This is a genomic window from Streptomyces sp. NPDC002276 (genome assembly GCF_053891435.1).
The window spans coordinates 41,538-55,197 of record NZ_JBSFCQ010000012.1 but is presented as its reverse complement, the minus strand read 5'-3'; the positions used below and the strand labels follow the sequence as shown (position 1 = coordinate 55,197).

The 13,660-nt window shown below is 70.1% G+C and carries 9 protein-coding genes; 3 read left to right on the top strand and 6 right to left on the bottom strand.

Annotated features, from left to right (window positions below; translation table 11 throughout):
- Window positions 1–24 precede the first annotated feature (24 nt).
- From ACWIHT_RS28190 to ACWIHT_RS28180, 3 genes are read right to left on the bottom strand one after another with little or no spacing between them, the layout of a single operon-like run.
- A complete protein-coding gene (locus ACWIHT_RS28190) occupies window positions 25–1,053 on the bottom strand; it encodes an ABC transporter permease (RefSeq protein ID WP_456171088.1) in 1,029 nt (342 codons plus the stop codon).
- Entirely contained in the window at window positions 1,046–2,557 is a 1,512-nt protein-coding gene (locus ACWIHT_RS28185) for a sugar ABC transporter ATP-binding protein (RefSeq protein ID WP_456171087.1), read from the bottom strand. The genes ACWIHT_RS28190 and ACWIHT_RS28185 overlap by 8 nt, the downstream gene beginning before the upstream one ends.
- On the bottom strand, window positions 2,554–3,627 hold the full coding sequence (locus tag ACWIHT_RS28180) for a sugar ABC transporter substrate-binding protein (RefSeq protein ID WP_456171086.1): 1,074 nt from the start codon (window positions 3,625–3,627) through the stop codon (window positions 2,554–2,556). Before ACWIHT_RS28180 ends, ACWIHT_RS28185 begins: the two co-directional genes overlap by 4 nt.
- 163 nt (window positions 3,628–3,790) lie before the next feature.
- Here ACWIHT_RS28180 and ACWIHT_RS28175 point away from each other — a divergent pair, with 163 nt between their 5' ends.
- The 3 genes from ACWIHT_RS28175 (at window position 3,791) to ACWIHT_RS28165 (ending at window position 7,286) form a co-directional block, all read left to right on the top strand.
- Window positions 3,791–4,492 carry a FadR/GntR family transcriptional regulator gene (locus ACWIHT_RS28175; protein WP_019068307.1) on the top strand — a complete coding sequence of 234 codons (702 nt, stop codon included), beginning with the start codon at window positions 3,791–3,793 and terminating at the stop codon, window positions 4,490–4,492.
- Between the two features lie 128 nt (window positions 4,493–4,620).
- Window positions 4,621–5,034, top strand: a complete 414-nt coding sequence (locus ACWIHT_RS28170) for a hypothetical protein (protein WP_456171085.1) — start codon at window positions 4,621–4,623, stop codon at window positions 5,032–5,034.
- Window positions 5,031–7,286: a caspase, EACC1-associated type gene (locus ACWIHT_RS28165; protein WP_456171084.1), complete on the top strand. Its 2,256-nt coding sequence runs from the start codon at window positions 5,031–5,033 to the stop codon at window positions 7,284–7,286. The genes ACWIHT_RS28170 and ACWIHT_RS28165 overlap by 4 nt, the downstream gene beginning before the upstream one ends.
- Before the next feature lie 33 nt (window positions 7,287–7,319).
- Here the strand turns inward: ACWIHT_RS28165 and ACWIHT_RS28160 are convergent, their stop codons facing one another.
- From ACWIHT_RS28160 to ACWIHT_RS28150, 3 genes are read right to left on the bottom strand one after another with little or no spacing between them, the layout of a single operon-like run.
- Entirely contained in the window at window positions 7,320–10,334 is a 3,015-nt protein-coding gene (locus ACWIHT_RS28160; RefSeq protein WP_456171083.1) for an alpha-mannosidase, read from the bottom strand.
- 42 nt (window positions 10,335–10,376) lie between these two features.
- On the bottom strand, window positions 10,377–12,395 hold the full coding sequence (locus ACWIHT_RS28155) for an endo-beta-N-acetylglucosaminidase (protein ID WP_456171082.1): 2,019 nt from the start codon (window positions 12,393–12,395) through the stop codon (window positions 10,377–10,379).
- Window positions 12,392–13,636, bottom strand: a complete 1,245-nt coding sequence (locus ACWIHT_RS28150) for a glycoside hydrolase 5 family protein (RefSeq protein ID WP_456171327.1) — start codon at window positions 13,634–13,636, stop codon at window positions 12,392–12,394. Before ACWIHT_RS28150 ends, ACWIHT_RS28155 begins: the two co-directional genes overlap by 4 nt.
- Between the last annotated feature and the right edge of the window lie 24 nt (window positions 13,637–13,660).

The window sequence follows — 13,660 nt, the reverse complement described above, 5'->3', positions numbered from 1 at the left end:
GTGCCGGAAGCCGGGGGGCAGGCCCTAGTCCTGGGCTCGGCCCGTGGTGACGCGGGCGATCATGAGGGCGACCAGGATGATTCCGCCGTAGATGGCCTGGATCCAGAAGGACGGGACCTGGGCGAGGGTGAGGAGGTTCTGTACAACTCCCAGGAGGAGTACGCCGGTCAGGGCCCCGAACATGGTGCCCTTGCCGCCGTCGAGGCTGATGCCGCCGATGACCGCCGCCGCCATCACGGTGAAGATCATGTTGTTGCCCTGGTTGGCGCTGATCGCGCCGACGTAGCCGGTCTGCATGATCCCGCCCACCGAGGCGAGGACGCCCGCGACGATCGACACCCCGAGGAGCATCCGGTCGACGCGGATACCGGCCGCGCGGGCCGCCTCCTGGTTGCCGCCGATCGCGTACAGGGCGCGCCCGACGCGGTGGTACTTCAGCACGAACCCGGCGACCGCGAAGCAGACCGCCGCCAGCCAGACCGACATCGGGACGCTCAGGAAGGTGCTGGTGGCCAGGGTGAAGAAGGAGTCGGGCATCCCGAACAGCGTCTTGCCCTTGGTGGCGCCGACCAGCAGTCCGCGCAGCACGATCAGCATCGCGAGGGTGACGATGAAGGCGTTGAGCTTGAACTTCACCACGAGGATGCCGTTGAAGGCGCCGATGATCCCGCCCACGACGAGGATCGCGACCAGGGCGAGCGGCGCCGACCACTCCGTGCCCCAGCCGGACTCGGCGGACGGCAGGACCAGCAGGGCGCCGATCGCGGGCGCGATGCCGACCACCGACTCCAGCGAGAGGTCGATCTTGCCGGTGATCAGGATCAGCGACTCGGCGAGCACCACCATCGCGAGCGCGGCGGAGGCGCCGAGGATGGAGATCAGGTTCCGTTCGGTGAGGAACGAGTCGTTGACGATCGCGCCGAGCACCAGGAGCACCAACAGGGCCGGTACGAGGGCGAGTTCACGGGCCCGGCGGAGCAGGACCGTGCGGGCCGAGGCCGTCCCGGTGGCGCGTGGGGCGGCGAGCGGCGGGGCCGCCTTGGTGTCAGCCATGGTCCACTCCTTCGATGGAGGCGATCAGCTCGTGGTCGCGCCAGCCCGCCGGGTGCTCGGCGACGACACGGCCGTGGAAGAGGACGAGGACGCGGTCGCAGCGCCGCAGGTCGTCGAGTTCGTCGGAGACGACGAGCACGGCGGTGCCGTCGTCGCGGGCGCTGTCCATGCGGGCGAGCAGTGACTCCTTGGACTTCACGTCGACGCCCGCGGTGGGGTTGATGAGCACCAGCAGCCTGGGGTCGGAGGCTAGGGCGCGGGCCATGACGACCTTCTGCGCGTTGCCGCCGGACAGGTCGGATACGGGCTGGTCGGGCCCCTCGGCGTGGATGTCGAGGCGGTCGATCAGCTCGGTGGCGAAGCCGCGTTTGCGGTCGGTGCCGACGAACCCGAAGCGACCGAGCCGGTCCAGGACGGTCATGGTGGCGTTGTCACCGATGGACATTCCGAAGACCAGCCCCTGCCCGTGCCGGTCGCGCGGCACGCACCCGACACCGGCTTTCAGAGCCGCCTGCACATCTCCGAACGGCAGCTTCTCGCCGTCGAGTTGAGCGGTGCCGCCGGTCGGTGTGTAAAGCCCGGTGAAGGACTCCGCCAGCTCGATCTTGCCGCTGCCGCTCGACCCGGCGAGTCCGACGACCTCGCCGCGGCGGACGGTGAGGTCGACGTTCTCGTACGACTCGGAGGTCAGTCCTCGTGCGTCGAGGAGGACGGGTGCCGCGTCGTCCAACTCCCTTAGCTGTACGTCCAGTTCGGTGATGGACTCCCCCGCCATGGCCTCCACCAGGGCGCGGCGCGGGAGGTCGGCGACGGGGGCGGTGGTGATCCAGCGGGCGTCGCGCAGCACGGTGACGGTCTGGCACACCTCGTACACCTCCTGGAGGTGGTGCGAGATGAACAGGAAGGTGACACCGGACTCCTGGAGCGCCCGCATGCGGGTGAAGAGCCGTTCGATCTCCCGGTTGTCGAGCTGGGCGGTCGGTTCGTCGAGGACGATGAACCGGGCACCGAAGCTCAACGCCCGGGCGATCTCGACCATTTGGCGGTCCTCGACCTTGAGGTCGGCGGTGCGTACCTCGGGGTCGACGCGCACGTCCCAGGTGTCGAGGAGTTCGGCGGCCTCCGTGCGGAGCCTGCGCCAGCTGATGACGCCGCCGCGTGAGGTCGGCTGACGGTTGATGAAGAGGTTCTCGGCGACCGTCAACTCGGGTACCACGGTGGGCCGTTGATAGACGCAGGCGACCTTGGCGCGCCAGGCGTCGCGGTCGGCGAGCGCGGGCGCGGGCTCGCCGTCGAAGCGGACCGTGCCCTCGTCAGGGGCCTGGAGTCCGGTGAGGACGGTGACGAGGGTGGACTTGCCGGCGCCGTTGCGGCCGACGAGGGCGTGGGACTCGCCCGGCAGGACGGTGAGCCGACCGTCGGCGAGGGCGACGGTGGGGCCGTACCGCTTGACGATGCCCCGCGCCTCGACAAGAGGGGTCAACGGGCTTTTCTCGATGCTCATTTGACCGTGTTGCCCCAGAGCTTGGGGTCGTCGACGTTGTCCTTGGTGACCAGGGGCGCGGGCAGCTGGTCCTCCAGGATGCCGCTGGGCAGTTTGACGATCGTGGAGTCGTGGTCGGTGGGGCCGGGCTTGAAGGTCTTCCCCTGCATCGCGGCCTTGATGTAGTACATGCCGTACTTGGCGTAGGCGTCGGCCGGTTGGGAGACGGTGGCGTCGATCTCGCCCTTGCGGATCGCGTCGAACTCCTGCGGGATGCCGTCGTTCGAGACGATCGTGATGTGCCCGGCCTGGCCCGCCGTCTTCAGCATGCCCTTGGACTTGAGGGTCTGGAGGGTCGGCGCGAGGTAGACGCCGCCCGCCTGCATGTAGATGCCCTTGATGTCGGGGTTGGCGTTGAGGAGCGTGTCGAGCTTGGAGGCCGCCGTGTCGGACTCCCACTTGGCGGGGATCTCCAGGACCTTCAGCTTCGGGTACTTCTTCTTCACGCAGTCCCTGAACGCCTCCGACCGGTCACGGCCGTTGACGGACGCCAGGTCGCCCATGATCTGCACGACCTTCCCGCTGGTGATGTGCGCCCCGAGGTATTCGCAGGCCTTCTCGCCGTACGCGACGTTGTCGGCGCGGACGACCATGGCGACCTTGCCCTTGTCGGGCGCCACGTCGACGGCGACGACCGGTACGCCCTTGCGGTCCGCCTGGTCGAGGCCGGCTTCGATGGCGGCGCTGTCCAGCGGGGCGACGACCAGGCCCTTGACGCCCTGGTTCAGCTCGTTGTTGATGTCGGTGATCTGCTGCGAGGGGTCGCTGTTGGAGTTGACCGTCTTCAGCGCGTCGACACCCTCGGACTTCGCCATCTTCGGCACGTAGTCGTTGTACGACTGCCAGAACGGCGAGGTCAGCAGGGGCAGGATCACCCCCACCTTGCCGGTGCCGCCGCTGCCGCCGGCGCTGCTCGCGCCGGTGTCCTTGGTGCTGCCGCACGCGGTGAGCACGAGCGCGGTACCCGTGACCGCGGCCACCGCACCGACCATGCGCAACCTGCTGCGTATCCCCACTGTCCTGCCGAGCATTTGGTGGCTCCTCGTTGAGCGTGTCCGAGCAGATGACCGCATATTTATCAGACCACTTCCCCGAAACAACACCCCGCAGTGGCAGTTTTTCCGGGATTTCCGCCGTAGTGGTCGGACCACCTGAGCGGTTAGACTGCGGCGCACCCGGTGAGTGGAGGATTGCGTGGACGAGACGGCTCCGCCGAAGGGCACCGTGACGCAGCGCGCCATCGACTCGATCAAGGCGTTGATCGGCGAGGGGCGTCTGGAGCCGGGCCAGCGGCTGCCCACCGAGCGCGATCTCGCGGCCCAACTGGGCATCTCCCGCAGCTCGATGCGCGAGGCGATCCGCGCGCTCACGGTGCTGGGCGTGCTGGAGGCCCGGCACGGTTCGGGCATCTACGTCACGCAGTTGGAGGCCGGCGACCTGCTGGAGACCTTCGGTGTGGTCGCCGACCTCTCCCGCGGCCCGCGTCTGGTGGAACTGCTGGAGGTCCGCCGCATCCTGGAGTCGACGGCGACGGCCCTGGCCGCCGCCCGCATCACCCCGGACCAACTGGCCGAGGTCGAGAAGCACTTGACCGCGATGAACGCGACCGACGACCCCGAGGAGATCCTCGCCCACGACCTCGCCTTCCACCGCGAGATCGCCGCCGCCGCGGGCAACGACACCATGGCCGCGATCCTGGAGGGCCTGTCGTCCCGGACGTTCCGCGCCCGGGTCTGGCGCGGCTACCAGGAAGAGGGCGCCTTCACCCGCACCCGCCGCGAACACGCCGCCATCCACCGGGCGTTGGTGGCCCGTGACCCGGAGGCGGCCCGGGCGGCGGCGGCCTCGCACGTGGGCGAGGTCGAGGAGTGGCTGCGGTCGCAGCTCGGGGCGTAGTCCGGGGCGTAGTCCGGACCGGCCGGTCATCGGCACGTCCGCGGCGACTCTCCACGAAGTGCGGCCGTCCTGCCGGAAGTTGAGAACTGTCCCGGTACCCGGGGCCGACAAAGTGCCACAATGAGGCCTTGCCGGATCCTCAGGGGGAGCAGATGGCACTGCGCGCGGAGCTGAACCTCACGGCCGTCACAGAGCCTGCCGAAGACCCTGACGTCCTGCTGACGCAGGTGGACGGGCTTCGGGCGGACCTGCTCGATCTGGACGTCGCCCGGGTCGGAACCCGTTCCATGGGGCCCGCACCACAGGGCACCCGAGGACACGCGGTGGACACCATCGGCGCCCTCGCCGTCGCACTGGAGCCGACGATCCCCCTGCTCACCGAAATGGTGCGGGTGGTACGCGACTGGCTGGGCCGGACCGGGCGAAGGACCGCGGTCCTGGAGATCGACGGGCACAGACTCGAAGTCACCGGCGTGGACGGTCCGGAACAGCGCCGCCTGGCCGACGCGTGGCTCGCCGCTGTCACCGCCGACCGGCCATGACCGAGGCGAACAGGAGCGGCGGCCGGTACGCGCTCCTCGTGGCGACCGCCTCCTACCAGGACGAGCGGTTGCGCAGCCTCTGGGCACCCACCCGTGACGCGAGACAACTCGCCCGTGTGCTGGAGGACCCGGCGATCGGAGACTTCACCGTCGCCCTGGTCGACAATCCGTCGTCGCACGCCCTCCGGCGCAGGATCGAGGACTTCTTCGCCGACCGCGCCACGGCCGACACCCTGCTGCTCCACTTCGCCGGCCACGGGCTCAAGGACGACACCGGACGGCTCTTCCTGGCCGCCTCCGACACCGTGCGCAGCCGCCTGGAATCAACCGCCGTACCCGCCGAGTACGTCGGACGGCTGATGATGCGCAGCAGCGCCCAGCGCGTGGCACTGCTGCTCGACTGCTGCTACGCCGGCGCGTTCGAACGCGGCATGATCAGCCGCTCGGACGACGATGTCCACGTCGAGGACAGCTTCACGGCGCTGCGCCGCACCGTCGGCGAGCGGGGACGCGCGGTCCTCACGGCGACGAGCGCCGTGGAATACGCCTTCGAGGGCAATGACGTGCCGGGGCAGCCCGTCGGCCGACGCGGCCCGTCCCTGTTCACCGGTGCGCTCGTCGAGGGCCTGCGCACCGGTGACGCGGACCTGGGCGGTGACGGCATCGTGGGGCTGTCCGAACTGGCCGAGTACGTGGGAGACCGGGTCCGGGCGGTCACCCCGCATCAGAACCCCCAGTTGTGGATGTTCGGCGGCCGAGGCGACATCCCGATCGCCCACGCCCCACACCACCCCCAACCCCCGGTCCCGGCCAGGGCACCGGCCCCGTCGCCCGGTCTGCCGGTCGCGAGCCGCCGACGCCCACGGGTACGGCTCACCCGCACTCGATCGGTCGCGGTCGCCACGCTCCTCACCGCGGGGACGGTCACCGCGAGCCTTCTGCTCACCAACCAGACGGGCTCCGGCGGCCAACACGGTGACACCGGTCCCTCCGACCGGCCCCGAGGCAACATCCTGGTGGACGGCAAGCCGGTCACCGCCAGCAAGGACACCGGTCACAGCCCGCGATATCAGCGCACCTACACCGACGGCCCGCTCTACGCACCCGTCACCGGCTTCGTTTCTCCCACCCATGGCACCAGCCTTTTGGAGAAGGCCGAGAACACCGCCCTCGCCCCGACCGACGACGACAAGGGCCGCGACGTCCTCACCACGATCAGTGCCGCCGCCCAGAAGGCGGCCTTCTCAGGGCTCGGCCGCAACAAGGGAGCGGTGGTTGCCCTGGATCCCACGACCGGAGCGATCCTCGCCCTGGTCAGCACCCCTTCCTACGACCCGAACAGCATCACCGGAAGCTCCACGGGCGACCAGCAGGCCTGGAACGACCTCAGGACCGACCGCGACACGCCACTGCTCAATCGCGCGCTGAACCAGGTCTACCCGCCCGCCTCGCCGTTCGAGGTGGTGACCGCGGCGTCCGCCCTGGAGACGGGGCTGTATCAGACCGTCACCGAACCCACCGACTCCCCGCTCCCCTATCTCCTTCCGGGCACCGGCACCGAACTGCGCAACGAGGGAAGCCCGCCCTGCCGCGACGCCTCCCTCACGACCGCGATGCGCGTCTCCTGCAACACCGTCTTCGGCAAGATCGGCGCGGATCTGGGGCAGCGGAAGATGCTCGACCAAGCTCAGAAGTTCGGCTTCAACGACAGTCTGGCCATCCCCGTCCCCATCTCCCGAAGCAACTTCGACACCAAGATGGATTCCGCGCAGACCGCGCTGTCGGCCCTCGGCCAATTCGACACGACCGCGACTCCACTCCAGATGGCCATGGTCGCCGCTGCCGTGGCGAACGACGGCAGACTCATGAAGCCCTACCTTGTCGCCGAGACCCGGACGGCCGACGGCCGCGTGACCGACAAGCACGCGGTCACCCGCTACGCCCAGCCTCTCAGCACGGAAAACGCCCGCCAACTGCAACTGATCATGAAGGCGGTCGTCGACAAGGGAAACGGATCCGCGGCTCGCATCGACGGCGTCATGGTCGGAGGCAAGTCCGGTATCGCACAGCAGCACACGGACAACGCGAACCGTATGTACGCCTGGTTCATCTCCTACGCCATGACGGCGGACCACCCTCGGGTGGCCGTCGCGGTCGTCGTCGAGGGGGATGCCGCCCACCCCGACGCGACCACCGGCGAGCTGGCCGCTCCCATCGCGCGAAAGGTCATGCAGGCCGTTCTGGCGGACTGACCGTCGCTCGCGACAGGAGCGGCCGCGGTGCTGTCAGGCGCGTCCGAACCGCAGCGTCACCAGCTCGAACGGCCGCAGCCGCAGAGCCAGTTGCCCACCCTCACGGGTCACCTCCCCGGCATCGGCCAAGGGACGCTCCAGCAGGTCGGTGACCTCGACGGAGTCGAAGGGGAAGCCGACCGTCAGCGTCGCCCTGGCCCGTCCCCCGTGGGCCTCGTGGAAGCGGACCACGACGTCCCCACTCCCGTCGTCCGCCAGCTTCACCGCGGTGACCACGACCGCGTCCCGGTCCACGCCCACCAGCGGGGCGACCTCCTGCCCACCCGTGACCCGCCGTTCCGGCAGATTGATCCGCCAGCCCTCGCGGACGGCGTCGCCGATGGCCGCGCCGGGCACCAGCGCGTGCCGGAAACGGTGGACGCCCTGGTCGGTCTCGGGGTCCGGGAAACGCGGGGCACGCAGCAGGGAGACGCGGACCGTGGTGGTCGTCCCCTTGTCACCGTCGGTGCGGACCGTACGGGTCACATCGTGGCCGTACGTCGAGTCGTTGACGACGGCGACGCCCCAGCCGGGTTCCTCCAGGTGGACGAAGCGGTGGTTGCAGGCCTCGAACTTGGCCGCCTCCCATGAGGTGTTGGTGTGCGTGGGGCGGTGGAAGTGCCCGAACTGGGTCTCGGACGCGTACCGTTCGGCGTGCACATCGAGCGGGAAGGCGAGCTTGAGGAACTTCTCGGTCTCGTGCCAGTCGACCTCGGTGTCGATGAGCAGCCGCCGCTCCCCCGGTGCGAGGGACAGCAGTTGGGTGACCCGGGACGCACCGAAGGACCGTACGATCCGCACCGTGTTCCCGTCGGCTACGACCTCCTCCGCCTCCGTGAGGTCGGTGACCGTGTTGCGGTAGAACTCGTCGACGTCCCAGGCGTCCCACATGTTCGGGAAGTCCGGGTGCAGTTGGAGCAGGTTGGCGGCCCGGCCGGGGGCGATCGTCTCGCGGTCGGCCTGGATGTCGTAGGCGGAGACCACGAGGCCTCGGGCGTCGATCTCGACGCGGAGCAGACCGTTCTCCAGGACGTGCCCGCCGCCGACACGTGACGCCAGCGCCGTCTCGCCCAGGACCACAGGTGGCTGGGCGCCGCCCGCGAGGACGCCTTCGCGGGTGTGGGGTGCCGAGTTGAACACCAACTCCCGCGTCCCCTCCCCCGCCAGCGCGCGCTGGGCCGCGTCGATGATGCCGTTCAGCTCGGCGGCCAAGCCCTCGTACGTCTTCCGGGCCTCGCGGTGCACCCAGGCGATGGAGGAGCCGGGGAGGATGTCGTGGAACTGGTGCAGCAGCACCGTCTTCCAGATCCGGTCCAAGTCCTCGTACGGGTAAGGGAATCCGGCCCGGACCGCTGCCGTGGCCGCCCACAGCTCGGCCTCGCGCAGGAGGTGTTCGCTGCGCCGGTTGCCCTGCTTGGTCTTGGCCTGGCTGGTGAGGGTGGCACGGTGCAGTTCGAGGTACAACTCGCCGACCCAGACCGGGGGTTCGGGGTACTCGGCCTCGGCCTTCTCGAAGAACTCCTTCGGGGTCTCCCAGGCCACGGTCGCGGAGCCTTCGAGGTCGCGCAGGCGGGCCGCCTTGGCGACCATCTCGCGGGTGGTGCCGCCGCCTCCGTCGCCCCAGCCGGTGGGTGCCAGGGAGTGGCGGGCGACCCCCTTGTCCTTGAAGTTGCGTGCCGCGTGGGCGATCTCACGGCCCTGCATGGAGCAGTTGTAGGTGTCGACGGGCGGGAAGTGGGTGAAGATCCGGGTGCCGTCGATGCCCTCCCAACGGAAGGTGTGGTGGGGGAACTTGTTCGTCTGCGACCACGAGATTTTCTGCGTCAGCAGCCACTTGGAGCCCGCCGCCTTGATGATCTGCGGGAGTCCGGCGGCGAAGCCGAAGGTGTCGGGCAGCCAGGCCTCCTCGTTCTCGATGCCGAACTCGTCGAGGAAGAACCGCTTCCCGTGCACGAACTGACGGGCCATCGCCTCCGAGCCCGGCATGTTGGTGTCGGACTCCACCCACATGCCGCCGGCCGGCACGAACCGCCCGTCCGCCACCGCCTTCTTGACCCGCGCCCACACCTCGGGCCGGTGCTCCTTCACCCAAGCCCACTGCTGGGCCTGGGACATGGCGAAGATGAAGTCCGGTTCGTCCTCAAGGAGGGCCGTCATGTTGGACGTTGTCCGGGCGACCTTGCGGACCGTCTCCCGCAGCGGCCACAGCCACGCGGAGTCGATGTGCGCGTGCCCGATGGCGCTGATGCGGTGCGCGGACGGCACGGCGGGCGTCGACAGGACGCCCGTCAGCTGTGAACGGGCGTGCTCCGCCGTGCCGTTGACGTCCTGGAGGTCCACCGCGTCCAGCGTCTTCTCGATGGCCCGCAGGAGGTCCCAGCGGCGCGCGGAGTCCACCGGCAGCTCGGCCATCAGCTCGCCGACCACCTCCAGGTCGAGGACGAGCTGCCAGACGTTCTCGTCGAGGACGGCGAGGTCCATGCGGGTGAGCGTGTACTGCGGCTCGCTGCCCGCGGTCTCCTTGTCGCCCAACCGCGTCGGCACGAACGGGTGGTAGTCCATCACCACCGGGTTGGACGCGGCCTCGACGTACAGCCGCACCTCCTCGCCGCCGGCGACGGGTGCGCCGATCCGGACCCACTGGTTGCGCGGGTTGAGGCCCTTCACGGGGGTGCCGTCGGGCCGGTAGACGAGGCCCTCGCACTGGAAGCCGGGCATGTTCTCGTCGAAGCCGAGGTCGAGCAGCGCCTCGACGGTTTTCCCGGCCCACTCCTGCGGGACGGTCCCGGTGACACGGAACCAGCTGGTCCCCCAGGGAGCACCCCACCGGGCGCCCACCTCGATCGGTTCGGGTGTGCCCGCGAGCCCCTCGGCCACGGGCACCGGCTCGTCGGGCGCGTGCCAGACGGCCACTTCCAGCGGCACTGACTCGGGGTACACGGCGGGACGGATGCGCTCTTCGAGAACACGCTTGAGGCGGGCTTCGACCAGGCTGCGGTCGTCATGCATGTGGGGTGCTCCGTGGCTCGGTTGCGGGTGGGACTACGGGTGTTACCAGGCGTACGCGACGGTCACGGGGGCCGACGCTGTGTAGAGCTCCCCTGTCGCGCGCAGTTCGAACCACGCCTGCTGCTCGCCCTGTTCGGCCGTCAGCCCGCCGACGTAGAAGGCGCGCTGGCAGGTCCCGCCGAGGAACCGCCGGGTGCCGTCGGGCAGCAGCCGGTGCAGCGTGTAGTGGCGTACGGCGCCGGGCGCGGCGTCCCAGGCGAAGCGCAGGTTGCCGCCGGTGGCCGCGCTGATGAGGAAGTCGGCGGGAGCGGCCGGTGTCGGTGACGCGTCGGTATCGCGCACGGCGAGTCCGCCGAGCCGCCAAGTGACCGGCCCCTGCGTCGCGGTGAGCCGTACACCGATGGCGTGCAGCGTGCCGGAGAGACCGGTGAGCGGCACGGTCACGGTCTGCCAGCCGCTGCCCGAGGCCGCGACCGGCAGATATGTGTACGGCGGTGTCGCCCCCGCCGTGCTCGGTTCGGCGGTGGCGACGGCGAGTTCGACGTTCGCGCCGCCGCTGTCGGTGCGGAAGGTCAGGTCGACCACGGTGTCATCGGTGATCGGCAGCTGGGTGGCGTACAGGTCCAGGGTCGTCGGCTGGTCCAGTGCGCCCGCGACCAGCACACTGCTGCCGCCGCGCCACGCGTCCGCGAAGTCGAAGGTGACGGTGGGCCGTTGGCCCGTCGTGCGCACCGCCCAGCGGCGGGACGGCAGTCGGTCCTGGAGTCCGAGGTGGTTCCACTGCGCGTCCGAGGTGACCGCGCCGTCCTCGTACCAGCGCAGCCCGTGCCCGGTGTTGAAGACGCTCGCGAACGGCAGTGCGCCGCCCACCGTGGACCGGTCGGCGACCGAGACCGCCGGTGCCCGCCAGGGGTCGGTGCTGTCCGGCTTGGACGGGTCGAGTGAACGCCCGGTCCAGAAGCGGTCGTCGGCGGCGTGGAAGTCGCCTGGGGTGCGGGTCGCGGGGAGGTGGTTGCGGGTCCACTCGGGCCGGTAGAAGCCGACGGACGTGATGTGCGCCTTGGTCGTCGGCACCATCGCGTCCCAACTCACCGTCGTGCTCGACCCGTTGGACTCGACGTCGACGCCCGCCCACAACTCGTAGCGGCTGCGGCCCAGTCCGTCGGCCTTCGTGCCGGAGGCGGCCAGTGTGCTCGTGCTCCACCGGAAGTCGATGAACATGTCGTTCGCGGCCTGGAAGAACGCCTGGTTCGAGGTGTTGAGCGCGCCCTGCCAGCTGACCGTCCCGTTCACGGTCATCGCGTCGTACCAGGTGACCCGCTGCCCCTGCGCGGCGGCGAGGGACTTCAACTCGCCGACGAAGCCCTGCATGTCGGTGCCGAGCGCGGTGTTCCCACCGCTGGTCTCGGCGTTGACGAACCAGCCGTCGAAGCCGTACGCGGCGGCCACCGCGACGAGTTGGGCGGCGAGCGGGTAGTGCCCGGCGGCATCTTTCTGCACCAGGTCGCGGGTCCACTGGAGTTGACCGCCGTAGGCGACGGGCGGCAGGAAGATGTTGCCGAGGACGGGTACGCCGTGCCGGTGGGCGGCGTCCACGATCGGCGCGTTGGGGGCCAGGATGATGCCCTCGCCGGAGGAGCCGCCCCAGAAGACGAGTTCGTCGAGGTAGGACCAGTGGGTGAGCGCGTAGTAGTCGGCGGTGGCCGCGCCCTGGGAGGGGTTGCTCGACGTCGGTCCGAAGGAGACCAGGGACTGGATACGGGCCTGGCCTGAGCGGGCGGTGCTGTTGGCCGGGGTCGGGGTGAAGCGTGCGGCCAGCGGGACGGCGGCGGCGTTGAAGGCGAGGTCCGTGTCCGAGGCGGCCGTCCAGGTCTTCAGGCTGCGCCAGGTGATGCCGGTGCCCGGGGTGCCGGAGGGCAGGGAGTCCGGGTACCAGTAGTTGGCGTACGGCGGGGTCGCGGTGACCGCGGCCTGCCCCACCGCGTAGGCGGGCAGGGGCAGTTGGGGCAGCAGGGCCGCCGCGCCGGCGGCCAGCAGGACGGTGCGTCTGGTGGGGTTCACGAGCTGGTGTCTCCTTGTGGGGTGGGGAGTACCTGGTCGGGAGTGACGACTTCGGTGATGCCGCGCGCGGCGAGGTGTTCCTTGTCGTCCGCGCGCACGTCGAGGACGGTCGCCGGGCGGGCTCCGTCGGCGACGAGTCGGAAGTAGGCGTCGAATACCGGCCCGCCGGGACCGCACACCGAGCGGACCGCAGGGTCGGCGGGTACGACGAGTGCCGTGCCGCGGGTGGCGGGCGCGTACGTGGGCTCGCGGGCCGCCTCGGCCAGCACCAGCGCGATGTCCTTGGGTTGGCGGTCGTTGGTCAACAGGCCGAGCCCGTATTCGAGTTCGGGGAAGTCGGCGAGGTCGCGGGACACGTCGTGGGAACACCACCAGGTGATGCCCCAGAGGTCGGGACAGTCAAGGGCGTTGGCGATGGTCGCGGAGGCGAAGTCGGCCGCGTGCTCGGCGGGGACCAGCGGCTGGGGCGCGCCGACCTCCTGGAGCCAGACGGGCCGGTGCGGTTCGTCGGCCCAGGCCTTGCTCAACTCGACCAGATAGGCGGCGTGATGCTCGCTCGGCACGGAGGTGCGGCCGTGGCGTTGGGCGGTGCCGTTGAAGACCCAGGAGTGCACGGCCGTCATCGCGCCCCGGCGGGCGGCCTGGGCCGGGGTGAACGGCATGTCGTCCTGGTACCAGGTCGCGTCGTACTCGGCGTGCAGATGCGGCTTGCCGGGCGCGCCCTCCGCGCAGGCGGCGAGCATCCGCTCCAGCCAGGCGTCGACCTGGTCCTCGGTCGCCCGGTCGGGGTCCGGATGCGGGTCCGCCGAGAACTGGTTGACCTCGTTGCCGAGGGTCATGCCGATGAAGTTCGGTCGGTCGGCGAGGGCGGCGGCGAGGGTGCGCAGGTAGGCGGCCTGGCCGTCGAGGACGTCCGGGTCGGTGAAGAGGTTGCGCCGGTGCCAGGTCCGGGTCCAGGCGGGCAGATAGTCGAAGCTGCTCAAGTGCCCTTGCAGACCATCGACGTTGACGTCGAGCCCGCGCTCACAGGCCGCGTCGACGAGCCGGACGAGCTGTTCCACGGCCTTCGGGCGGATCAGGGTGCGGTTGGGCTGGAAGTAGGGCCACAGCGGGAAGACCCGGATGTGGTCGAGGCCCAGTTCGGCGATGGAGTCGAGGTCGGCGCGTACGGAGTCGAGGTCGAAGTCGAGCCAGTGGTGGAACCACCCTTGGCTGGGGGTGTAGTTGACGCCGAAGCGCACGGCAGAAGACATCGGGATCCTGGT